The sequence below is a fragment of the Paraburkholderia humisilvae genome (assembly GCF_902859855.1).
GTDB lineage: Bacteria > Pseudomonadota > Gammaproteobacteria > Burkholderiales > Burkholderiaceae > Paraburkholderia > Paraburkholderia humisilvae.
Genome location: NZ_CADIKH010000023.1, coordinates 29365 through 51330 on the forward strand (window position 1 = coordinate 29365; position 21966 = coordinate 51330).

At 66.0% G+C, this 21966-nt stretch carries 17 protein-coding genes and 1 pseudogene; 6 read left to right on the forward strand and 12 right to left on the reverse strand.

What is annotated here, in order from left to right; all coding sequences use genetic code 11:
• Positions 1-29 precede the first annotated feature (29 nt).
• Positions 30-3929, reverse strand: coding sequence for a DNA translocase FtsK (locus HV796_RS23190; protein ID WP_175228854.1), 3900 nt, complete (start codon positions 3927-3929; stop codon positions 30-32).
• A gap of 331 nt (positions 3930-4260) precedes the next feature.
• A complete protein-coding gene (locus HV796_RS23195) occupies positions 4261-4845 on the reverse strand; it encodes an META domain-containing protein (protein WP_175228855.1) in 585 nt (194 codons plus the stop codon).
• Between the two features lie 164 nt (positions 4846-5009).
• Between HV796_RS23195 and purT the strand changes: the two genes are divergently transcribed.
• From purT to HV796_RS23210, 3 genes are all read left to right on the forward strand, one after another.
• On the forward strand, positions 5010-6224 hold the full coding sequence (gene purT, locus HV796_RS23200) for a formate-dependent phosphoribosylglycinamide formyltransferase (RefSeq protein ID WP_175228856.1): 1215 nt from the start codon (positions 5010-5012) through the stop codon (positions 6222-6224).
• A 106-nt stretch (positions 6225-6330) separates the two neighbouring features.
• On the forward strand, positions 6331-6705 hold the full coding sequence (locus tag HV796_RS23205) for an MliC family protein (RefSeq protein WP_377693670.1): 375 nt from the start codon (positions 6331-6333) through the stop codon (positions 6703-6705).
• A 578-nt stretch (positions 6706-7283) separates the two neighbouring features.
• The gene (locus HV796_RS23210; protein WP_175228857.1) at positions 7284-8747 is read left to right on the forward strand and encodes a DEAD/DEAH box helicase; all 1464 of its coding nucleotides are present in this window, start codon (positions 7284-7286) and stop codon (positions 8745-8747) included.
• A gap of 142 nt (positions 8748-8889) precedes the next feature.
• On the opposite strand, the gene HV796_RS23215 is transcribed toward HV796_RS23210, so the two are convergent.
• The 4 genes from HV796_RS23215 to HV796_RS23230 are packed head-to-tail and all read right to left on the reverse strand — an operon-like array spanning position 8890 to position 13869.
• Positions 8890-9756 carry an efflux RND transporter periplasmic adaptor subunit gene (locus tag HV796_RS23215; RefSeq protein ID WP_175228858.1) on the reverse strand — a complete coding sequence of 289 codons (867 nt, stop codon included), beginning with the start codon at positions 9754-9756 and terminating at the stop codon, positions 8890-8892.
• A gap of 12 nt (positions 9757-9768) precedes the next feature.
• Positions 9769-9969, reverse strand: coding sequence for a DUF1656 domain-containing protein (locus tag HV796_RS23220; RefSeq protein ID WP_175228859.1), 201 nt, complete (start codon positions 9967-9969; stop codon positions 9769-9771).
• Positions 9959-12172, reverse strand: coding sequence for an FUSC family protein (locus HV796_RS23225; protein WP_175228860.1), 2214 nt, complete (start codon positions 12170-12172; stop codon positions 9959-9961). Before HV796_RS23225 ends, HV796_RS23220 begins: the two co-directional genes overlap by 11 nt.
• 17 nt (positions 12173-12189) lie before the next feature.
• On the reverse strand, positions 12190-13869 hold the full coding sequence (locus tag HV796_RS23230; protein ID WP_175228861.1) for an efflux transporter outer membrane subunit: 1680 nt from the start codon (positions 13867-13869) through the stop codon (positions 12190-12192).
• Positions 13870-14027: 158 nt separating this feature from the next.
• Here HV796_RS23230 and HV796_RS23235 point away from each other — a divergent pair, with 158 nt between their 5' ends.
• Both HV796_RS23235 and HV796_RS23240 read left to right on the forward strand, forming a co-directional pair.
• Positions 14028-14966, forward strand: coding sequence for a LysR family transcriptional regulator (locus tag HV796_RS23235; protein ID WP_175228862.1), 939 nt, complete (start codon positions 14028-14030; stop codon positions 14964-14966).
• 218 nt (positions 14967-15184) lie between these two features.
• On the forward strand, positions 15185-15349 hold the full coding sequence (locus HV796_RS23240; RefSeq protein ID WP_175228863.1) for a hypothetical protein: 165 nt from the start codon (positions 15185-15187) through the stop codon (positions 15347-15349).
• Positions 15350-15438: 89 nt separating this feature from the next.
• On the opposite strand, the gene HV796_RS23245 is transcribed toward HV796_RS23240, so the two are convergent.
• The 3 genes from HV796_RS23245 to wrbA all read right to left on the reverse strand — a co-directional run bounded on the left by HV796_RS23245 (position 15439) and on the right by wrbA (position 17470).
• Entirely contained in the window at positions 15439-16287 is an 849-nt protein-coding gene (locus HV796_RS23245) for a metallophosphoesterase (protein WP_175228864.1), read from the reverse strand.
• A gap of 121 nt (positions 16288-16408) precedes the next feature.
• Positions 16409-16837, reverse strand: a complete 429-nt coding sequence (locus HV796_RS23250; RefSeq protein ID WP_175228865.1) for a DUF2069 domain-containing protein — start codon at positions 16835-16837, stop codon at positions 16409-16411.
• Positions 16838-16867: 30 nt separating this feature from the next.
• Positions 16868-17470, reverse strand: a complete 603-nt coding sequence (gene wrbA / locus HV796_RS23255) for an NAD(P)H:quinone oxidoreductase (RefSeq protein ID WP_175228866.1) — start codon at positions 17468-17470, stop codon at positions 16868-16870.
• 86 nt (positions 17471-17556) lie between these two features.
• On the opposite strand from wrbA, the gene HV796_RS23260 reads away from it, so the two are divergent.
• Positions 17557-18915, forward strand: coding sequence for a YihY family inner membrane protein (locus HV796_RS23260; protein ID WP_175228867.1), 1359 nt, complete (start codon positions 17557-17559; stop codon positions 18913-18915).
• A gap of 158 nt (positions 18916-19073) precedes the next feature.
• Here HV796_RS23260 and HV796_RS23265 read toward each other — a convergent pair whose 3' ends face one another.
• The 3 genes and pseudogenes from HV796_RS23265 to HV796_RS23275 form a co-directional block, all read right to left on the reverse strand.
• Complete coding sequence (locus tag HV796_RS23265) at positions 19074-19400, reverse strand: Mpo1-like protein (protein WP_175228868.1); 327 nt, start codon at positions 19398-19400, stop codon at positions 19074-19076.
• A gap of 186 nt (positions 19401-19586) precedes the next feature.
• Entirely contained in the window at positions 19587-20429 is an 843-nt protein-coding gene (locus tag HV796_RS23270) for an alpha/beta fold hydrolase (protein WP_175228869.1), read from the reverse strand.
• Positions 20426-21800: pseudogene (locus tag HV796_RS23275) on the reverse strand (O-acetylhomoserine aminocarboxypropyltransferase). Before HV796_RS23275 ends, HV796_RS23270 begins: the two are co-directional and overlap by 4 nt.
• Between the last annotated feature and the right edge of the window lie 166 nt (positions 21801-21966).

Consider the following 21966-nt stretch of genomic DNA (forward strand, 5'->3'; position numbering starts at 1 on the left):
CGGCACCGGCACATCGCGCGGGCGACCGCTCACTCCGGGGCCGGTCCCGGTGCGAGCACTTCGCGACTGCCGTTGATGCCCATCGACGACACGAGCCCGGCCGCTTCCATCTGTTCGACGAGCCGCGCCGCGCGGTTGTAGCCGATGCGCAGCTGCCGTTGCACCGCGGAGATCGATGCGCGCCGTGTGCGCACAACGAACGCGACCGCTTCGTCATAAAGCGGGTCCGCCTCCGCATCCGGCGCATCGCCGAACAGGTCCTGCGGCGCGCCTTCGGTGGCGGGTCCGTCAAGGATGCCTTCTTCGTATTGCGGTTCGCCGAACTGTTTCAGATGCTCGACCACGCGATGCACCTCTTCGTCGGCGACGAATGCGCCGTGTACCCGCTGCGGATACCCGGTGCCGGGCGGCAGGAACAGCATGTCGCCCTGGCCGAGCAGCGATTCGGCGCCCATCTGATCGAGAATGGTGCGCGAGTCGATCTTCGACGACACCTGGAACGCGACGCGCGTTGGAATGTTCGCCTTGATCAGGCCGGTGATCACATCGACCGACGGCCGCTGCGTCGCGAGTATCAGGTGAATGCCCGCGGCGCGCGCCTTTTGCGCGAGGCGCGCGATGAGCTCTTCGATTTTCTTGCCGGTCACCATCATCAGGTCCGCGAGTTCGTCGATCACGACGACGATCAGCGGTAGCGGCGACAGCGGCTCGGGGTCGTCCGGCGTCAGCGAGAACGGGTTGCCGATCTTTTTCTCGTGCGCCTGCGCGTCGCGAATCTTCTGGTTGAAGCCGGCCAGATTGCGCACGCCGACCGCCGACATCAGCCGGTAGCGCTTTTCCATTTCGCCGACGCACCAGGTGAGCGCGTTCGCGGCGAGCTTCATATCGGTGACCACCGGTGCGAGCAGATGCGGAATGCCCTCGTAGACCGACAACTCGAGCATCTTCGGGTCGATCATGATGAGCCGCACGTCCTCGGGCGTCGCCTTGTAAAGCAGCGACACGATCATCGCGTTGATCGCGACCGACTTGCCCGAACCGGTCGTGCCCGCAACCAGCATGTGCGGCGCCTTGGCCAGATCGGTGACGACCGGATGGCCGGTGATGTCCTTGCCCATCGCGATCGTCAGCTTCGACGCGGAGTGCTGATAGACGTCGGCTTCGAGGATCTCGGAGAGGCTGATCATCTGACGCTTCGCGTTCGGCAGTTCGAGGCCCATGCAGGTCTTGCCGGGAATGGTCTCCACCACGCGGATCGATGTGAGGCCCAGTCCGCGCGACAGGTCCTTCATCAGACCGACGATCTGGCTGCCGCGCACGCCCAGTGCCGGCTCGACTTCGAAACGCGTGATCACCGGGCCGGCCGACGCGCCGACGACCGTCACGGGCACCTTGAATTCCTGCAGGCGCTGCTCGATCAGTTGGCCAGTCTCGGCGAGCTTTTCGTCGGAGATCGGCTCGACTTCAGTGCGCGCGCGCGCGAGCAACGCGAGGCCCGGCAGTTCGATGTGCGACGCGGCGGGTGCGTGAAACTCGAAGTTGGTCGGCGCGTGGCCGCGCACCGGCACGCGGGCGGACGACGGCGCGAGCGGGGAGTCGGCGGGGTCGCTGTCGTCAGAAGAGTTGGCCTTTGTGGCGGCGTCCGGGTTGGCGTCCGGGTTGGCGTCTGTCAAGCCGGCGAAGTCGCTGGCGGGCTCGTTGCGAGGCGCAGCCTCGTGGTGAGGAAGCGCGGCATGCGATGTCGTGTGCGCGGCCGGGTGGGTTGCTTGCGCGCCTGGTGCAACGGGCGCACCAGGCGTACCAGGGAAAAGAACCACGTTAGACGGCGCGGCGATGGACGGTCCCGATGTCTGCGTCCGTGCCGCTGGCGCTGTCGCCGCCGACGATTCCGCGGCCACCGATGCGAGCGGCTGCGTCATGTGCGTCGTTACCACGTGCAGTTGCGGCGTGCCATGGCGTGCGCCTTGTACATCGAGCGCGACAGCGGCGACCGTCGAAAGCTGATGCGGCGCTAGCGACGAACCGGTGCGCAGTGCAGTGGCGGCATCTTCGATCGCCTCCCACGGCGCAGGCGCGGCGTGTGTCGTTGGTACGACGTCGACAGGGCAGGGCGTCGTGTGCGCACCCGACGACGTATCGGTGGTGGCGCACGCAACAGGATCGGCCGTCATGCGGGAGCCGTTTGCCAGATTCCCGGAACCGCGCGCCTCGCTCGCGTGCGATCGCATGGCGTCGATCCGTTCGAGCTCTTGTGGCGCAGGCGGAGTATTCGGCACAGTCGCGTCGTGGTCGGCAGCATTCGATGCTGTGGCTTGCGGCGCATGATCGACTGTCGTGCTAACGGGGTCGGCGCGCGGTGTCTCACCGGCGGTCGCGGTCGCAGCGGTCTGAATGAGCGGGCCGGGTTGCACGCTCGCGGTCGAGGCTGCAGGCAACGAGCGCGTGGCGTCCGCTGCGTGCGGTGCCGGTTCGCTTTGCGTGACGCCCGGCGTGCCGTCCAGACTTTGCGGCGCGCGCGTTTCGATGGGGCGGCCATCCGTCGGAGGGTTTCCCGTCGAGCGGCTTTCCGCCGGATCACGCGCGGTTCGCGTGTCGATCGCATGATCTGATGTCGGGGACACGCCACCTGTCGCGGCGCTATCAGCGCCGTCAGCGCCCGCAGTCTTCGACGGCTCGGCCTGGCTGCGCCGTGCGAGGCTCGCGCCCGCGAGCGTTGTCCATTGCGCGGCGTTCGCCTCGATGCTGCGCAGCGTTTCGCTCACGCTTGGCGCGGGTTCGATGCGCGCTGCAGTCGGTGTGGGGCGCTTGAAGCCGGTTGCGGGCGGGCGCGCGGCTGTGCCATCGGTGGGGCTCTGCTGCCGCGGCGTGGATGGCGCAGTTCCATGTGGCGTCTGTGGCGCCGGTGCGGGCGACTGGGCAGGCGACTGCGGCGTTACGGCGGGGCGCGTTGACGGGGTCCCGGCCGGGCGTGACGTCAGTGGAGTCTGACGTTGCGCTGCCATGTTTCGTGAAGGCGCATTGGCCGGATTGTCCGCCGCATTGCCGTTAGCGGGTCCGGTTCCCGGCATGCCGAACGCTTTCGACGCGTGATGCGTCGCGCCGCCGAGCGCCGCACCGCGGGCCACGTATCCCGGCGCGCTTTCGGGCGATGGCGCGCGATTGCGCGGCAGCCCCACGTTCGGCTCGCCGCGCAGCGCACCCGCAGGCGCAGTCGGTTCCGCGGGGCGACCATCAGCGGGGCGCCCAACCGCGGGTCGATCTACTGCGGCGGGGCGGTCAACCGCGCGTCGATCAACCGCGGCGGGGCGACCAACCGCAGGCACCCATCCGGCATTCGGTTGCGCGGCTCGCCCGTGCGCATGGCTGGCCTTGCCCGCAGCTGTCTCGCCACGTGCCGCGCCCGACGCGTCTTTACCACGCGTCGTCGCGGGCGGCTGCCACACGGTCGGGCGCGCATATCGTCCATTCGAGCGCGGCGTGATCGGATTCACATGACGTGCGGCGTGCGCGGCCGCTGCCTCTTCATCGGCGCGCCGGCTGCGCCGTTCGGCGCCGCGCATCCCGGGCAGGCCGAGCCCGAAGGTCGCATTGGCCCACCGGATGGCGCGCGACCAGCGAAAACCGAGCAGCCACGGCAGACTTAACGCGAAGAGCGCGCCCATCGCAAGCAGTGTGCCGACGCGTCCGAGCAGAGGGTTAAAGCCGTTCGCGAGCGCGTGACCGACAGCGTTGAAGCCGGCGATGTCGAACAGCGACGCCTCCGCTGTGCAACTCGCGAGCATCACGCAGACGAAGCCGAGCCACAGGCGGATCGTGCCGGGCCCGCGCAGGCCGGCAGCGCCGGGCAGCGCGGATTTCACGAGACGCCAGAGGAGCGGGAACAGCCAGACAGTCGACCCGCCGAACCAGCCGAAAACTACCGTATGCATGCTAGACATCAACGAATGACAGACGCGCCGTAGCGCAACCCGTCGAGTTTAAACTGACGAAGCACTGCGCTTCGAGCGTCGTTATAAATTCGCTGTTGCGCGCTTGCCACCTGCGTGTGCCGGTTGTGTGAGCCCGGTGCGTCGGTTGCGCCGGATTTCTGGCGTGGCACCGGCGCCGTGCGCCCGCGCTTCGCGTTGTTGCAGATGCGGCCCGCATGGTCGCGAACGAACGCGAACAATCGCGTGTTGCCCGCACGCGGCGCGGTCGGCCGCGCGTGCTGCCACGTGATCCGGCTTGACGACAACCTGAACACATGCCGTCGCCGCACGGTCATTTATCGTTGCGCGCAAACATCAGCGTATCGCCAGTCGTGGTGATCAGCTGCAATTCCTGGGGTGGGCGCATTTGCACGCCGCTGCGCTCGATGTGCGCGAGCGCGTCGAGATAGGCGTCTTCGATTTCGCCGCCGATTCCGACACAGGCCATCCGTGTGCTCGCCAGCTGTCCGAAGCTGAGCGTGCCGTTGCGTAGCATGTAGCTGCCCGTGTAGCGGTTACAGCCGGAAAAGCCGCTGGCGCGGCGCTGACCGTTAGCGGTCGATAATGTCAGCGTGATCGGCTCGCCTGTCACGCCGCCGGCCTGGCTCGCGTCGCCGCCGTGCGGTATGTCGCGCGCCGTGCCGTCCGCGCGGGTCCAGCCGGTCAGCTGCCAGCTCGTGTTGTCGAGCAGTTGCGTGGCGGCGGGGTTGAACGGATCGGGCAGCGGCGCGTCTGCGGCCGTGTGTTTCGGCATCGCGCATGCGGCCAGCAACGCCGCGGCCGCGAGCCATGCGGCGACACCGCGCATGCGCGCCGCGCGGCGCTCGCGCGTGAGCAGGAAACATGCGATGCGTCGCGCGGCGGACGTGAGAACCATGGCGTCGTTCCTGTCGAAACTGGAAAAGGCTTAAGGGTAACGTACTACGCGCGCGGCAAGCGAGTGTGATCCTTGCCGCTCTCGCACCGCGCGGGCGACAGCGGCCGCGCATGTTAACATCGCCGCACCATTCGATCCACCCATTGCACTTCTTCGGAGCTTTCATGCAGACCGGCCAACGTATCGGCACACCGCTTTCCCCTTCGGCCACGCGCGTCATGCTGCTCGGCGCAGGCGAACTGGGGAAGGAAGTGATCATCGCGCTGCAGCGCCTCGGGGTCGAAGTGATCGCGGTCGACCGTTATCCGAATGCGCCGGGCCATCAGGTCGCGCATCGCGCCCATGTGATCGACATGACCGATCCCGTCGCATTGCGCGCGCTTGTCGAAGCGGAGCGGCCGCATCTGATCGTGCCGGAGATCGAAGCCATCGCCACCGACGCGCTCGCCGCCGTCGAAGCCGACGGTCTAGCTGAAGTCATTCCGACCGCGCGCGCGACGCAACTGACGATGAATCGCGAAGGCATTCGCCGTCTCGCCGCGGAGGAACTCGGCCTGCCGACTTCGCCGTATGCGTTTGCGGACTCGCTTGACGAACTGAAGGCGGGCATTGCCAAGGTTGGCTATCCGTGCGTCGTGAAACCGGTGATGTCGTCGTCGGGCAAGGGCCAGTCGGTGGTGAAGCACGCCGCCGACGTCGAAGCTGCGTGGCAATACGCGCTTGCCGGCGGCCGCGTGAATCGCGGGCGCGTGATCGTCGAGGGCTTCATCGATTTCGACTACGAGATCACGCAGTTGACCGTGCGCGCGATCGATCCGGCAAGCGGCGCGACGCGCACGTACTTTTGCGATCCGGTTGGCCACGTGCAGGTCGCGGGCGACTACGTGGAATCGTGGCAGCCGCAGCCGATGAGCGCGGTCGCGCTTGAGCGCACGCGTGAGATCGCGCATAAGGTGACCGAAGCGCTCGGCGGCCGTGGGCTGTTCGGCGTTGAACTCTTCGTGCGCGGCGATGACGTATGGTTCTCCGAGGTGAGCCCGCGCCCGCACGACACCGGTCTCGTCACGCTCGCGTCGCAACGGCTTTCGGAGTTCGAACTGCATGCGCGCGCGATTCTCCGCTTGCCGGTCGATACATCGCTGCGTGCGCCGGGCGCGTCGGCGGTGATCTACGGCGAGCTCGACGAAGCCGGCATCGCGTTCGACGGCGTCGCGCAGGCGCTCGCGGTGCCCGACGCGGATCTGCGCCTGTTCGGCAAGCCGGAGAGCTTCGCGAAGCGGCGCATGGGTGTCGCGGTCGCGACCGGCGCGACGGTCGACGAGGCGCGCGCGCGGGCGAAACAGGCCGCCGCGGCAGTGCGGCCGGTGTCGGCAAAGTAGCGTGCGCTCCCGTCACGGGGTGTTCGAAGAAGCGGAGTGGTCGATGGTGAACAGGCTGATCGGGCAGTTAATCAGGCCGTTAATCAGGCCGCCAATCAAGCGGCTGATCAGGCTGCTGCTGCCCGCAGTGGCGGCGCTGGCGGCGCTCGCCGTGGCGCTGCCGTGCAGCGCGGCGGCACCGGGCGCGCCGCGCTTTGGCGACTTGCACACGAAGAAGCCGCGCACGCAGAAATATACATGCGCGACCGGCCGGACCTTCAACGTCACGTATCTGAGCGCGACAAACGGGCAGAGTTTCGCGTTGGTGCCGGTGAAGGGCCAGCAGATGCTCTTCGTCAACACGCTGTCGGGCTCCGGCGCGAAATATCAGGCGGGCAGCTATACGTGGTGGACCAAGGGCACGCGCGCGGATCTATACGACGCAATGGCGGGCCCCGATGCGCCGCCGGTATTGTCCAACTGCGTGACGATCGTCCGTTAGGCGGAAATGCACGCGCATGTCACGCTATTGTCGCAAGCGCGCGCCAGTCTTATCGACGGCAAACCGCTCTGTCGCGCAGGGCCGCGACCGGCCGCGCAAGCAAACGCATCCGAGGCATTGGCGTTGAAGTGCTACAATACGGCCCTTTGCGGCGGGTGTTTGCGCCGTCCGGAGCCGGCCAATTTAGCCTCGCGGCCCTCTTCGGCTTTTCGACCGCCTGTTGTGCGCTGAACTATCCAGCGCGCGTGCGGCACATCGTGGCTCCGCCTTCATTCTGCCGCTTTGCGCGGCGCCGGCCGCTTCAGCAGGCAGCTTCAGCAGGCAGTCAAACGGCGCGCGAGCATGTTCGAGGCCGCGGTTTTACAGCCTGATTGCACAGCCTGATTGCACGGCGTGTTTCTGGGTCTGATTTCACGGCTCGATTTCACGGCCCGGTATTGAGCGCTGGTTTAATCGGCGGTTGATTGTTCATCGCCGATCGCCAGTGCCGCAAGGGCCGGTTTTTATAGACCGCCGTTCAGATCAGTTCAAGGGCCGCGCGTAAGTCGCGCGCGGGCGCATTTTTAGCGAAAGCCACCATGTCCGACACAGTTGCCATTCCCAGCACCGCGACCTTCGACCAGTTCGGCCTGTCAGCCGACATCCTGAAAGCCATTGCGGAGCAGGGCTACACGACGCCGACGCCGATTCAGGCGCAGGCAATCCCTGTCGTATTGGGCGGCCGCGACGTCATGGGCGCCGCGCAAACCGGCACCGGCAAGACCGCCAGTTTCTCGCTGCCGATCATCCAGCGTCTGCTGCCGCTCGCGAGCACCAGCGCGTCGCCGGCGCGCCATCCGGTGCGCGCGCTGATTCTCACGCCGACCCGCGAACTGGCCGACCAGGTGGCCGCCAACGTGCAAGCCTATGCGAAACACACGGCGCTGCGTAGCGCGGTGGTATTCGGCGGCGTCGACATGAACCCGCAATCGGCGGAACTGCGGCGTGGCGTCGAAATCCTGATCGCGACGCCGGGGCGCCTGCTCGATCACGTGCAGCAGAAAACCGCGAATCTCGGCCAGGTGCAGATTCTCGTGCTCGATGAGGCGGACCGCATGCTCGACATGGGTTTTCTGCCCGATTTGCAGCGCATTCTGAATCTGCTGCCGAAAGACCGCCAGACGCTGCTCTTTTCCGCCACGTTCTCCGGGGAAATCAAGAAGCTGGCGGCCACTTACCTGCGCAATCCGCAAACCATCGAGGTCGCGCGCAGCAACTCGACGGCGGCCAATGTCACGCAGATCGTCTATGAGGTCGCCGAAGGCGACAAGACGGGCGCGGTTGTGCAGCTGATTCGCGAGCGCAATCTGAAGCAGGTCCTCGTCTTCTGCAACAGCAAGATCGGCGCGAGCCGGCTTGCGCGGCAGCTCGAACGCGACGGTGTCGTCGCGACCGCGATCCACGGCGATCGCACGCAAAGCGAGCGGATGCAGGCGCTCGACGCGTTCAAGCGCGGCGAGATCGAGGCGCTGGTGGCGACCGACGTCGCTGCGCGCGGGCTCGATATTGTCGAACTACCGGCGGTCATCAACTTCGACTTGCCGTTCAACGCGGAAGACTACGTGCACCGGATCGGGCGCACTGGGCGCGCGGGCGCGTCAGGCGATGCGCTGTCGCTGTTCAGCCCGAACGAGCGCAAGCAGCTGCAGGACATCGAGAAGCTGATCAAGCGGCCGCTCGAAGTCGAACGGCTGGTCGTCGATTCGCCCGTGCGGCACCATCACGACGAGCGGGGCGCGCGGCGCGGCCGTGACGAGCGCGATGAACGCGGCAGCCGGCGCCGTTCAGGCGGCGGCTTCGAGCGTGCCGGCACGCACACGCATCGTCAGGCGCCGATCGACGACTTTTTCCTGAAGCCGTACGAGCCTTCGCCAAGTGCGTTGTCCGCGGCGTCCGCCAAGCGCGATGAGGCCGAGAACCTGCCGCAAAAGCCGGCATCGAAGCAGCCGCTCGCCGCGCTGCTCGGCGGCTTCGGGATGCCGCGCAAGACGTCTTCTTCCTGAGTCTTCACGCCCTGAAGGTTGAGCGGTCAAGCGGCACGTGGCGCGCTTGGCGCAGGCTGTGCCGCCGCGCCATCTTTTTCCCCTTTCGCTTCTCCAGCCGCTTCCGTCGCGTTGCATCCGCACGTGCGTGCGTTGCGCACGCTTATCGCCGCGACGGCTTTAACACAACCGTACAGGTCGTGCCGGCCGACAGCAGCATGCCGTCGGGCACCGAATCGATCTTGATGCGCACCGGCACGCGCTGCGCGAGGCGCACCCAGTTGAAGGTCGGATTCACGTCGGCGAGCATGTTGCTGCCTTGCGGGTTGTCGCGATCGTAGATGCCGCGCGCGATGCTTTCGACGTGCCCGCGCATGACGCCGCCGCTCATCAGGCGCATGTCGGCTTCGTCGCCGATACGCACGCGCGGCAGCTTGGTTTCCTCGAAGTAGCCATCCACCCAGAACGAATGGCTGTCGACGATCGCGAGCCGCGGCGAGCCGGCAATCGCGTAATCCCCGCGAAACACGTTCAGATTCGTCACATAACCATCGACCGGCGAGACGACCCGTGTGCGCTCGAGATTGAGCTTGGCCGCATCGAGCGCCGCGATTGCCTGCTGATACTGCGCCTGCGCCGAATTGGCGGTGTGCGCGGCGTTTTCGCGCGACTCCTTCGACACGACGAGGCTGTCCATGTCCGCGCGGCGCTTCGCGTCGTCAATGCGCATCTGCAATTCGGCCTTGCGCGCGCCGACCGCCGCCTGTGCCTGTTCGACCGCGATCTGATAGTGCGACGGGTCGATCTGCATCAGCAGGTCGCCCTTCTTCACCATCTGGTTGTCATGCACCGGCAACTGGACGACGGCGCCCGACACATCCGGCGCGATATTGATGACTTCGGCGCGTACGCGTCCGTCGCGGGTCCACGGTTCGTACATGTAGTGGACCCATAGCGCACGGCCGATCAGCACCGCGACGACGAAAATCGCCAGAGTTGCGATGAAGCCCAGAATGTTACGGATGGTCATGATTCGAATTGATCAACGATAAACGGCCAGTCCGAGCACGCCGCATATACAAATGAGCAGGCTCGCACGAAACAGGGAAGGGTGCCAGACCACGCTATACAGCCCGATGTACGCGAGTATCCGGTCGAGCGCCCAGGTCAGCACCGCGCCGACGAAAAACAGCACGAGTACACCCGGCATATAGGCGTCGAGGATGGCGATCTCACGAGGCATGGCGCGCTCCAGGTGGCGGGCTGCCCGCGCCGTTGCCGTTGCCGGCGAGCGTCGCGAGCGGCGATTGAGGATCGAGCAGCGCGCTGCGCACGAAGTGCGCGTGGCTCAGGATACGTTGCAGCCGTTGGCGCTCGTCGTGTGCCGGCTCAAAGGCCGCGAGCACCTGCTGGACGGCGGCGATCGCGTCGTTGGTCGAGGCGAGCGCGATGTCGAGCCGCTTCGCGGTCGGTGTGTCGAACAGCCGGCCAATGTCGTCACGCATCGCGCGCAGCTTGACACGCCACGGCATCGAGCGCGCATAGCGCGGGTCAGGCGGCAGTTCGTCGATCTCGCGGCGCAGGTCGGTGATCGCATTGCCCACTTCGAGCACCGCGAACAGCCAGCGCAGCGTTTCGCGCTTCAATTCGGGCTCGTTGGCCGCGAGCGCATTGATCTGGAACATCAGGTCACGCGCACCGCTTTCGAAGCGCGAGCGCAGACCGGCGACACGCCCGCGGCAGCCGGCCACCACCTGACGGCGCAAATCCACCAGCAGCCGGTTGCGCAGCCACGGCGTCGACGGCGGCAACAGAACCGCGAACGCGACCGCAGTGACCAGGATTGACAGCACGAGCGCGAGCGCGTCGTTCATGAACGTGATCGGCTCGTACGCCTGGAGGTTGTCCGGGCCCGCGAGAAAGCAGAAGAAGATGCAATAGCCCACCCCGTAGCCGGCCAGTTTCGGACGCGTCGTCATGAATACGCCCAACGCGAGAAACGGCGTGAGCGCGGCGCACAACATCACAAAGCCGTCGATATGCGGATAGATGCCGAACGTGATGATCATCGCCATGAACGACGCCAGCGTGGTGCCGAGTGCCATCTGCCACGCCATGCGCGGCGGATTCGGCGACGACGACGCGAGCGCGCAGGTCGCGGCCGCGTTCAGCGTGAGCGTCGTGCCGCTCGGCCACGCGGTCGCGATCCAGAACGCGCCGAGCACGCACATCACGATCGCCGCGCGCAGACCGGAGATACCGGCCGTGAGCAGATTCGTCTTCGGTTCGTAGTGCTCGATCCAGCGCTCGCGCGCATGGATCGGCACCGCCAGCGACGCGTAGGTCGCCGTGTACGCGTACAGGTCTTCGACAAAGCGATACAGGAGCTCGGACGCGGTATCGAAGTCGAGCATCGGCTCGTCCGGATGCACGGCGAGTTCGGCGCGCGTCGCGCGGAGGCGCTTCGGCAATTCCGTCTTGTACGCTTCGAGCTGTTCCGCCGCGGACTTCGCGTCAGCGGCGGTGCGCACCGGCTCGCCGGATTTGTGCCGCAACAGCGGTGCGATTTCGCGGAAGTACGGTTCGAGCGCGTCGATCGTCGCCCACGCGCTCGCCATATGCAGACGGTTCATCAACTGATGCAGCGCATGAAAGCGTGTCGATGCGGTCATGAATTCGCTGTTTAACCGCGACAGCCGGCCGCTACGCATCCGCGAGTCGGGGCTCTCGAACACCGCCATGCTGCGCATCGCTTCGAGGCCGACGATATCGGCAATAAAGCGCGCGTTGGTTTCTTCGATCTGCGCGCGCTCAATGCGGCCCTCGAGCACGTTGCCGACATAGTCGACGAACGAACTGAAGCGTCCGCGCACCGTCGTGCGCAGCAGCTCGCCGGTATGTTCGGGAAACACCAGTGCGCTGACCGTGCCTGCGCAGACGATGCCGAGCAGCACTTCCGATACACGCGTCATCGCGGACAGGAATGCACCGTCCGGATGCTGTGACGCGGGAATGCCGATCAGCGCGGCGGTGTAGCCGGCCAGCACGAAGCCGTATGAACGGAAGTTGCGGTTGCGCGCGGCGCCGGCGGTGCAGATGCCGACCCACAGCGCGGTCGACAGGATGAATAGCTCAGGCTGCTGCGGAAAGAGGCCGAGCAACGCGAGCATCACGACAAGGCCGACGAGCGTGCCGCAGATCCGGTAGAAGCTCTTCGCGAACACCGCACCGCTTTGCGGCTGCATCACGATAAATACGGTGGTCATCGCGGTGCGCGGCTGCGGCATCTCCAGCTTCATCGCGATGCCGATCGCGAGGAACGCCGCGGCGAGCGCCTTGAAGATATACAACAAGGTGTGGCCGTCGGTGTGCGCCCAGTCGACGAATGCCGCATGGAGCGACGGCAGCGACCATGCTGTAGGTTGAGCGGGGGACGGAGTGGTCATGACGGATGGCTCCGCGCTCAGCGCGCGTTTGCGTCGGCCGCGTCGAGCGGCACGGCGCGTTGTGCGGCGGCTTTTGCGGGCGGTTGTGCCGCCGGTTGTGCCACTGGTTGCGCCACCGGCTGTGCGCCCCGCTGTGCGGCCGGTCGTGCGGCCGCTGGCGCGGCGCCCGCCGCGGCCGCGGCATGGGCGCCGCCGCGTGGCGCCGCTTTGCGGCGTTCGCTCGCGGGCCAGGTGTCGGCTTCCGCAGGACCATCGGCAGGGTCCGACAGACCGCCGCCGAGCACCACGACCAGTGTTGCGCGCGCGCTCAGCCGATCGGCCTGCACCCGCGCGACGCCTTCCTGTGCGCGCAGCTGCTGGGTCTGCGCGATCAGCACGTTCACATAGTCGGTCAGGCCGCGCTGGTAGCCTACGCGTGCCAGCTGATAGTTTTTCGTCGCGATATCGACCGCGCGCTGCGCTTCGTTCGCCTGCGTTTCGAGCGAGCGAATCCGCACGACCTGGTCGGAGATCTGCTTCAACGCGTTGACGATCGCCTGGTTGTATTGCCCGGCGGCTTCGTCATATCCCGCCGACGCGGCGCCGAGCTGCGCGCGCAGGCGCCCGCCATCGAGAATCGGCAGCGAGGCCGCCGGTCCGACCGTCCACGACCCGTTCTGCGCATGCAGAAACTGGAAGAACGGTCCCATTGCCGCAAACCCGCCGATCGACGCGAGCAGATCGATATTCGGATAGAAGTCCGCGTGCGCGACGTCGATGCCGCGCGCTTGTGCCGCGACCGTCCAGCGCGCCGCGACGATATCGGGCCGATGGCCGATCAGCTCGGCGGGCAACGCCGACGGCAGGCCGGCGGGGCCTGACAGCGCGAGTTGCGGCCGCGTGATCGTGTCGCCCGCGCCCGGGCCTTTACCGGCGAGCGAGGCAAGCTGGTTGCGCGCGAGAGCGATTTCCTCTTCGAGCGCGTCGATGCGCTGTTCGGACGCGGGCAGCGGCGTTTCGGCTTGCGCGACTTCGAGCTGAGTACCGAGACCGCCTTGCAGTCGCCGGTGCGCGAGTGTCGCGACCTGCTGCTGTTGCGCGAGCGTGCTTTTCTGGATGTCGAGCAACGCATAGTTCATCGACAGATCGATGTACGTGCGCACGACGTTCGCTTCGATTTCGAGTTGCGCCGCGCGTGCATCCGCCGCGCGCGCATGGGCGAGATCGAGCGCAGCTTCCGTCGCGTTGCGGTCGCGGCCCCAGAAGTCGAGGTGATACGACAGGCTAAGCGCCGCGGTGTTGTTCCAGGTGGTCTGGTCGGCGAGCGGGCCGGGACCGTAGTAGACGTTGTCCGGCCAGTGTTCGCCCTGAATGGACAGATTGCCGTTGACTTGCGGCGCAAGCGCGGCCGCGTTGACTGCGGCGAGCGCCTGGGCATTGCGCACGCGCGCCTGCGCAATGGCAAGCGTCGGGTTGCCCGCGAGCGCGGCTTCCACCCAACTGTTCAGTTGGGGATCTTTATAGGCGCGCCACCAGTCGACGTCAGGCCATTTCGCGTCGATATCCGCCGCGCGAATCGCGGCGCCCGCATCGAGCGACATCGGGTCCGTGCCGTGCGCCTGCGGGGCGACGTTTCCGGGACTTGCGCAGCCGGCAATTATTAGCGGGATCGCAAGAACCGCGAGCGCGGTGATCCGATAACTCACCGGATGCTGCACGATTTCCTCCCTAATTGACTATGAAACGTGGTCCGACATTATATTTTTCAGCAGATTAATGAATAACTGGCAAAGGTGTAACGGATCGTTACGCAGATTGAGATAATCTTCCTTGCGGTTTGTGCAACAATCTTTTGTAAATGTAGTCAAGGGTCGACATGGATACGCTCCAGAACATGCGCGTCTTTTCGCGCGTCGTCGAGGCGGGCAGTTTCACCGCCGCCGCGCAACATCTCAATACCACCACAGCCTATGCGTCGCGCGCCGTTTCGGACCTCGAAGCACATTTGCGCACGCGTCTGCTGAATCGGACCACGCGCCGCATCGCGCTTACCGAAGCAGGCGAGCGCTATTTGCAGCGCTGCGAGCAGATTCTCGCGTATGTGGACCAGGCCGAAGCGGAAGCAAGCGATGCGCATGCACGTCCGTCAGGCAGGCTGAAAGTACACGCGATGACCAGTTTCGGCCAGCACTACGTCGTACCGGCGGTTGGTGGATATCAGCAACTTTATCCTGATGTGCAGGTGGAGTTGACGCTTGCGCAGCGCATGCCCGATCTGCTTGATGAAGGCTACGACGTTGCGCTCGCGCTTGCGCAGAGTCTGCCCGATTCGGGGCTGGTGTCGCAGCGTCTGGGCAGCGTGTTTAGCATCACCTGTGCATCGCCCGCGTATCTGGAACGCAAGGGCGTGCCGCAGACACCCACGGATTTGCGCGACCACGACTGCCTGCGCATGCTGACGCCGATGTTCCCGACCGACGAATGGATGTTCAACGGTCCAAACGGGCAGGAAACCGTTGTGCTCGGCCCGGCGACGTTCCAGGTGAACGTCGCGGAGGCGAAGGCGGTGGCGGTGCGCGAAGGGATGGGGATCGGCCTGCTGCCGATCTACTCGGCAATCGCGGGGCTGCGTAGCGGCGAACTCGTGTGGGTGTTGCCCGAGTACACCGCGCAGGATATGAATCTGTACGCGATCTATGCGTCGCGCCAGTATCTCGACGCGAAGATTCGGACGTGGGTCGAGTATCTGCGCGACGGGTTGCCCGCGACGCTTGCAAACGATCAGGCGGAACTGCGTAAGTTCGCGCGCACCTGAGCGAAGGCCTGCGCGAATGTCTGAGGGAATACCTGAGCGAATATCGGCCGAACGCTCCGACGCTGGCGGTTCAGGTACGACGTTACAAATGGCCGTTGCATCGCAACACTTCCTTACTTCCCCCGCAGACCGGTTTTGCTAACGTGGAGTCCGTGCCGTCGCTCGAACGCGGCGGCGCACGTTGCAATCCGCTACGACGATCTACGAAGAGGGAAAACATGGATACGCATCTGATGATCGGTGTCGCCGTTATTTTCGGGCTGATCGCGGTTGCCGCGTCGCGCGATCTGCTACGTCGCTTGCGGCCGCAGCCGCGGCTCGTGCCGGTCAAATCGACGACGGCGCTCAAGCCCGCGCGCAAGGATGACGCGAGCAGCCTCTGAGTCCGGTTTGAGTCCGACCTGAGTCCGGCTCTCGGGTCCCGATTCGAGCGAGGCAGGCGCGCGTCGGCTGAGCGCCGTTGCCGTTGCGTTCAGATCTCGACGACCTTGTTCCAGCTGAACTGCTCGTTTTCGAGCTTGCGCGCGCGCCAGTCGAAGTAGCCGCGCGGATTGCACACTACACGCGTGCCGTTCTCGACGTAATCGAAGCCGGTATGGGTGTGGCCGTGAATCCATAGCGCAACGGGTGCGCGGACCAATGCGGGCAGGTCGCTGACGAAGCCCGCCGATACCCGGTCATCTGTATAACGCTCCGCAAGGCTGCGACGATGCGGCGCATGATGCGTCACGACGATCGTTTTGCCTGTGAACGGCTGCGCGAGTTCGCGTGTCAGCCACGCGAGTGAGCGTGTATGCAGCGCGAGTGAATCGGCCGGCGTGAAATCGCGAGGGGTGCCGCGTTCGAGCGGCGTGGCTGCGCGTGGCGTGCTCGCCCGCTCCTTTGCCGGGTCGCCCCACGTGACCTGGATCAGTCCGCGATAGTCGAGCATCGCGCGCTGCGTGGCCGCCATGGAGGCAGCCCGCTCTTCCGGTTGTGCACCGTACAACTCGAAATCGGTCCACAGCGTCGTGCCGAGCACGCGCCAGCGGCCTTGCGGATCGACCAGCGCCGCGTTGTTCAGAAAGTGCACGTTGTCAACGGAGCGCGCGGCATCCTGCATCGCCGCTTCGAGCGCGCCGAATTCGCCGTCGTAGTACTCGTGATTGCCCGGTACGTAGACGACCGGCACCGCGCCGTCGAAGGTTTGCGCGGCCCAGCGCAAACCTTGCGCGTGATTGTGGATGTCGCCCGCCAGCACGACGAGGTCGGCGTCGGCGTGCGGAATCACGTCGGGCTCGTCGCATTCGAGATGCAGATCGGACAGCACGCGAATCCTCATCGATACGGCTCCGTTGCGTTGCCGCGCAGGCGGCGCGAATTCTGTTAATGCCCGCGCCACGGCGGCGCGGATGATGCGTCTAGCGTAGCACCTTGATACTTTCCGCAACGGGATCGTGTCGTCAGGCTGCCTTTTTCGCGCGTCGCGCGGCGCGTTTGAATGGCGCGACATAAGCGAGTGCGCATACGAAAAACAGCAACGCGAGCAGCGCTTCGAGCCACGCGAGCAATGCGCTCGGACCGCGGTCGCTCATGCCGCGCACGATGCCTTCCATCAGATATAGCAATACCAGCATCGACGCCCACTGCAGCGTGTACAGACGGCGGCGCCACACGCCGCGCAGTGCCAGCACGAGCGGTACGGCCTTCAGCACGAGTGCCGAACCGCCCGCCCGCAGCGGTGCGATGCGCCATTCCCACGCGATGCACAGCGCGATCAGCAGGATGAGTGCAGCGGCTGCGCCGTACGCGGCCCATGCCCGCGCGCGCGGGATGGACGCGGAAACGGTCACGGCAGCCGCCGGGTTGGGGGAGTGCAATGGCGTGTTCATCGTGATACGGGGTGCTTGCGCATTGTTTGCCTACGGACGTTCGGTCAGCGACGCCGCGGTGCGTGCGATGCGTGTGCCGAGTGCGATGGCAAGTGCCTTCTCGTCGGCGGAGATGCCGTGCGCGGCGGAATCCGCACGCGCGTGGTGCGACGCGCCGTACGGCGTGCCGCCCGTTTGTGTCATGTTCAGCAGGCTTTCGGTGTACGGGATGCCGACGATCAGCATGCCGTGGTGCAGAAGCGGCAGCATCATCGACAGCAGCGTGGTCTCCTGGCCGCCGTGCAGGCTGCCGGTCGACGTGAACACGCATGCGGGTTTGCCGGCGAGCGCACCCGACAACCATTGCGGCGTGGTGCCGTCGAGAAAGTATTTGAGCGGCGCGGCCATATTGCCGAAGCGGGTCGGCGAGCCGAGCGCGAGGCCGGCGCATTCTTCGAGGTCGCGCAATTCCGCATAGGGCGGTCCTGCGGACGGGATATCCGGCGCGGTGGCCTCGCACACCGTCGAAACCGGCGGTACGGTACGCACGCGTGCCTGCATGCCCGGGACGCTGTCGACGCCTTGCGCGATCGCGAGCGCGAGTTCGCGCGTCGCGCCATGCCGGCTGTAGTAAAGCACGAGGATGTCTTTCATGGGCTCATTTTAGTGAACGGGTATTATAGGGGCTCGTTCCCGCGCTCAGGCCGCCGTTCACACCCGGCAGCATCACGGAGAGATTGATGAAGTGGAAGGTGCCCGGCTTGCGCTCGTGCGTGTTATCGCTGTTGTCCCGCTTGCGGGTCGATTTCGACACAATCAAACGCCTCGCGCATTTCGCCGCGCAGCGCAGTAGCGAAGACCGTATTCCACAAGTAGCGGGCAGTCTCACCTTCACGACGATGCTCTCGCTCGTGCCGCTCGCAACGGTCGCGTTCGCTCTCTTTACGGCGTTTCCGATATTTGCTTCATTTCAGACATCGCTGCAGGGTTTTCTCGCCGATCATCTGATGCCGGAGCAGTTCAACAACCAGATCTTCAAATACCTGAACCAGTTCGCGTCGAAGGCCAAGGGGCTGACGACGCTCGGGCTGATCTTTCTGTTCCTCACGTCCGTGATGACGATGATGACCGTCGAGTCCGCGTTCAACGTGATCTGGCGCGTGCGCAAGGCACGGCCGCTGGCGCAGCGGGTGCTGGTCTACTGGGCGATTCTGACCCTCGGGCCGCTGCTGATCGGCGTGAGTCTGTCAATTTCGTCGTATCTCTTTACGCGATCGATGGCGTACACGGCGACGCAGCACATTCCGTCGATGATCGAATGGGCGTTGACCGGGGCCGCGCTGCCGCTGACGATACTCGCGTTCACGCTGATGTACGTGTTCGTGCCGAATTGCCGGGTCGCATGGCGCGACGCGGCGGTGGGCGGGCTGTGCGCGGCGGTGGCGTTCGAATTCGCGAAGCGCGGCTTCGGCTTCTACATTCGCCGCATACCGAGCTATACGGCGGTGTACGGCGCGTTCGCGGTCGTGCCGCTGTTCCTGATATGGATGTACCTGAGCTGGTTCATCACACTGGCCGGTGCGATGATCGCGTCGGCGCTGCCGGCCATCCGTATCGGGCAGTTTCACCGGCCTTACTTTCCCGGCGGCGATCTGTTGTATGCGCTTGAACTGCTCGCGATGCTCAGCGAAGCGCGCGACATCGGCTCGCGTGGCTACACGGTGCCGGCGCTCGCGCGGATGCTTCGCCGCGATATGGACACGACCGTGCGCCTGCTGCAGCAACTGGAGGCGATCGGCTGGATCGTGCCGATTGATGACAACGGTTTGCAGCCGCACCACGTCTTGCTGGCCAACCCGAATCAGATTACCGTGCGGCAGTTATACGATCTGCTCGTGATCGATCGCAACGAGCTCGCGTATCAGGCCAATCTCGATTCGACGCACGTCCATGGTGCGACGCTGCTTGCCGCGCTCGAAAACGACAAGCTCGATGTCACGCTGGCCGCGTTGATCGCGGCGCGCGCGAGTGAGCGGACCGTGCAGCGGTCCGATGACGGCGCGCGCAGCCCATCGACCATACCGCATCGGGTTGCGTAGCCGCCGCTTGTCTGAGCGCGCGTCGGTGCCGCGCACTGGGTCGCCCGGCTGCTGCACACAGGGGCCGCGTATCGGGTCGCACACCCGAGGCACACCCGAGGCGGATGACCAGACCGATTACCCGATGGTCGCGGGTACGGTCGGCAACGCCGCATCGGCTAGAGCGAGATCTTTCCCGTGCAGATGTCCTTGAACATCACCCAGTCGCCCATCAGGCTGTAGATCGGGTGGCGGAACGTGGCGGGATGATTCTTTTCAAAGAAGAAATGCCCGACCCATGCGAAGCCGTATCCGCAAATGACCGCGACCGGCAGCCACAACCAGTCGGACGACGCGAGCGCCATCGCGACGCAACCGATCACGCCAAGCGAACCGAGGAAGTGCAGCCGTCGCGAAGTCAGATTGCGATGCTCTTCCAGATAGTACGGATAGAACTCCGCAAAGTTCGCGAATTGCGGTTCTTCGTGCGTGGAGTGCGGGTCCATCTTCAGCTCCCGAGCGTTGGCGCCTGCAGGTTCAATTCATTGTGCGTCGTTCCACGCAGGGGCGCAACCTGGCCGTTCGGCCGATGGTGCGCCGTCGCTCACGCGGGTAAGGTGTCGGCGGTGGAGTCGCGACGGCGCGGCGTGCACGAGTTCCGCGCGCCGCATGCGTGATGCTTGAGCGGTCGGCTAGGACTGTGTGGGCGCCGGCGCCGGCATCAGTGCGGCGAACGTATAAAGCGCGTCGAGCGTGGCGTCCGGCTGCTCGGCCATCAGCGCGTGGCCAGCGTCGAGCGTGACGACGTCGAACTTCACGTTCGCTTGCCGGAATGCCTCGGCGAGCGCGCGGGTGGCGCGCGGCGGCGTCATCCCATCGCGCCTGCCGACCATCACACGCACCGGGCAGCGCACCTGCGCGGCGCGCTCGAGGCCGTCCGCATAGTCGTTGCATGCGCTGAAGTCGGTGTGAAAGAGACGCGGCTCGCCGGTCGCCGCGACGCGTTCCATCAGGCGCTGGTTCATCCCGTGCAGCCAGAAGCCGGGCGCGGGGGACGACGGTTTCGCGGCGATCGTCGAATGCGACCACTGGTTGACCATCGCGATCGCTTCGGTTTCGCGCTCGCGCGCGGCTTCGAGCAGTGCGTCCGAAACGGTCATCGGCACGGCGGTCGCGAGGAGCGCAAGGTGTGTCGCCCGCGCGGGGTAGCGCGCGGTGAAATCGAGCGCGACAAGCGACCCCATGCTATGTCCGGCGACCCATGCGCGCGCGGTGCCGGTCGCGTCCAGCAGTGCCGCGAGCCAGTCCGCCAGCGCGCCGATACGGGGCAGCGCCGGGCCTGCGCTGCGGCAGTGTCCGGGAAGATCGGGCGCCAGCACGCTGAAGCCGTGATGCGCGAAGTAGCGGGTTTGCAGCGCCCAAACGCTGTGGTCGTGCTGTGCGCCGTGAATAAAGACGGCGACGGGCAGCGCAGGGTCGAAAGGCTTGCCGCCGGTGTACGCGTAAGCGGCTTTGCCATGGACATCGACGATCATTCGGGCTCCTTGCGCGCGAGGCTGGCGGTTGCGTCGGCCTGAGGCTTCGCCGCCGCGGACGTCTGATGGTCTTGCCGGCCGCCGGCGGCCGGCTGCGCCGCCTTCAGTGCGCGCTTGAGATCGTCGATCAGGTCATCCGGGTCTTCGAGGCCGATGGACAGCCGCACCGTGCCTTCCGCGATGCCGGCGGCCGCGAGCGCCGCGCGGTCCATCCGGAAGTGCGTGGTCGACGCGGGGTGAATCACGAGCGAGCGCGCATCGCCAACGTTCGCGAGATGCGAAAACAGGGCGAGCGCTTCGATGAAGCGGCGGCCGGCCGCGCGGTCGCCGCGCAGGTCGAAGCTGAACACGGCGCCCGCGCCGCGCGGCAGCAGACGCGTGGCGAGCGCATGGTCCGGATGCGTTGGCAGTTCCGGGTAAGCGACCGATTCGACCGCCGGGTGCGCGGCGAGAAAATCCACCACCTTACGTGTGTTCGCAACATGGCGCTCCATACGCAGCGGCAACGTTTCAATGCCCTGTAGCAGTTGCCATGCAGCCTGCGGATGCAGGCACGCGCCGAAGTCGCGCAGCCCTTCGCGGCGCGCGCGCAGCAGGAATGGCGCGACCGTGCTTTCTTCGGCGAACACCATCCCGTGAAAGCCCGGATACGGCTCGGTGAACTCCGGAAAACGGCCCGACGCGGTGAAGTTGAAGGTGCCGCCGTCCACCAGCACGCCGCCGATCGTCGTGCCGTGGCCGCCGAGAAACTTGGTCGCCGAGTGATAGACGAAGTCCGCGCCGTGCTCGAACGGCTTGAGCAGATACGGCGTCGTAAACGTCGAGTCGACCAGTAGCGGCACGCGGTGCTCATGCGCGATGTGCGCGACCGTCGCGATATCGAGCACGTCGAGGCCCGGGTTGCCGAGCGTTTCGCCGAACAGCAGCCGCGTATTCGGCCGCAGTGCGGCGCGCCAGCCATCGAGATCGCCGGGCCTGACGAAGGTGGTGTCGATCCCGAAGCGCGGCAGCGTGTAGCTGAGCAGATTGTGCGATCCGCCATACAGCGCGCTGGACCGCGACGATATGCGAACCCGCGCCCATCAGCGTGGCGATCGCGAGGTGCAGCGCCGCCTGGCCGCTTGCGGTGCCCAGCGCGCCCGCGCCGTTCTCGAGCGCGGCCACGCGCTCCTCGAATACGGCCACGGTCGGGTTCGAGATCCGCGAGTACACGTGCCCCGCGCGCTCCATGTTGAAGAGCGCGGCCGCATGATCGGTATCATGAAACGAGAAGGAGGTGGTCTGGTAGATCGGCGTCGCGCGCGCGCCGGTGGCAGGGTCGGGGGCCGCGCCGGCATGCAGCGCGAGCGTGTCGAAGCGGTTGGCTGGCATCGGATCGGCTGGCCGTGAAGCCGCGCGAAGGTGACGGTGCGGCCATCGTATCATCCGTGTGGCCGCGTCGGACAGCACGCAGCCGCTGGCGCGCGGCCGCTCCGCGCGCACCTCCTGGCCGCTTGCCCCGCTGCTTTCCTTTTAGGGGCCTTTCCGCTAGCATCAA

Coding starts and splice junctions, on each gene's coding strand:
- HV796_RS23190 (WP_175228854.1), bottom strand. CDS start 3,929: ATGCATACGGTAGTTTTCGGCTGGTTCGGCGGGTCGACTGTCTGGCTG.
- HV796_RS23195 (WP_175228855.1), bottom strand. CDS start 4,845: ATGGTTCTCACGTCCGCCGCGCGACGCATCGCATGTTTCCTGCTCACG.
- purT (WP_175228856.1), top strand. CDS start 5,010: ATGCAGACCGGCCAACGTATCGGCACACCGCTTTCCCCTTCGGCCACG.
- HV796_RS23210 (WP_175228857.1), top strand. CDS start 7,284: ATGTCCGACACAGTTGCCATTCCCAGCACCGCGACCTTCGACCAGTTC.
- HV796_RS23215 (WP_175228858.1), bottom strand. CDS start 9,756: ATGACCATCCGTAACATTCTGGGCTTCATCGCAACTCTGGCGATTTTC.
- HV796_RS23220 (WP_175228859.1), bottom strand. CDS start 9,969: ATGCCTCGTGAGATCGCCATCCTCGACGCCTATATGCCGGGTGTACTC.
- HV796_RS23225 (WP_175228860.1), bottom strand. CDS start 12,172: ATGACCACTCCGTCCCCCGCTCAACCTACAGCATGGTCGCTGCCGTCG.
- HV796_RS23235 (WP_175228862.1), top strand. CDS start 14,028: ATGGATACGCTCCAGAACATGCGCGTCTTTTCGCGCGTCGTCGAGGCG.
- HV796_RS23240 (WP_175228863.1), top strand. CDS start 15,185: ATGGATACGCATCTGATGATCGGTGTCGCCGTTATTTTCGGGCTGATC.
- HV796_RS23245 (WP_175228864.1), bottom strand. CDS start 16,287: ATGAGGATTCGCGTGCTGTCCGATCTGCATCTCGAATGCGACGAGCCC.
- HV796_RS23250 (WP_175228865.1), bottom strand. CDS start 16,837: ATGAACACGCCATTGCACTCCCCCAACCCGGCGGCTGCCGTGACCGTT.
- wrbA (WP_175228866.1), bottom strand. CDS start 17,470: ATGAAAGACATCCTCGTGCTTTACTACAGCCGGCATGGCGCGACGCGC.
- HV796_RS23260 (WP_175228867.1), top strand. CDS start 17,557: ATGAAGTGGAAGGTGCCCGGCTTGCGCTCGTGCGTGTTATCGCTGTTG.
- HV796_RS23265 (WP_175228868.1), bottom strand. CDS start 19,400: ATGGACCCGCACTCCACGCACGAAGAACCGCAATTCGCGAACTTTGCG.
- HV796_RS23270 (WP_175228869.1), bottom strand. CDS start 20,429: ATGATCGTCGATGTCCATGGCAAAGCCGCTTACGCGTACACCGGCGGC.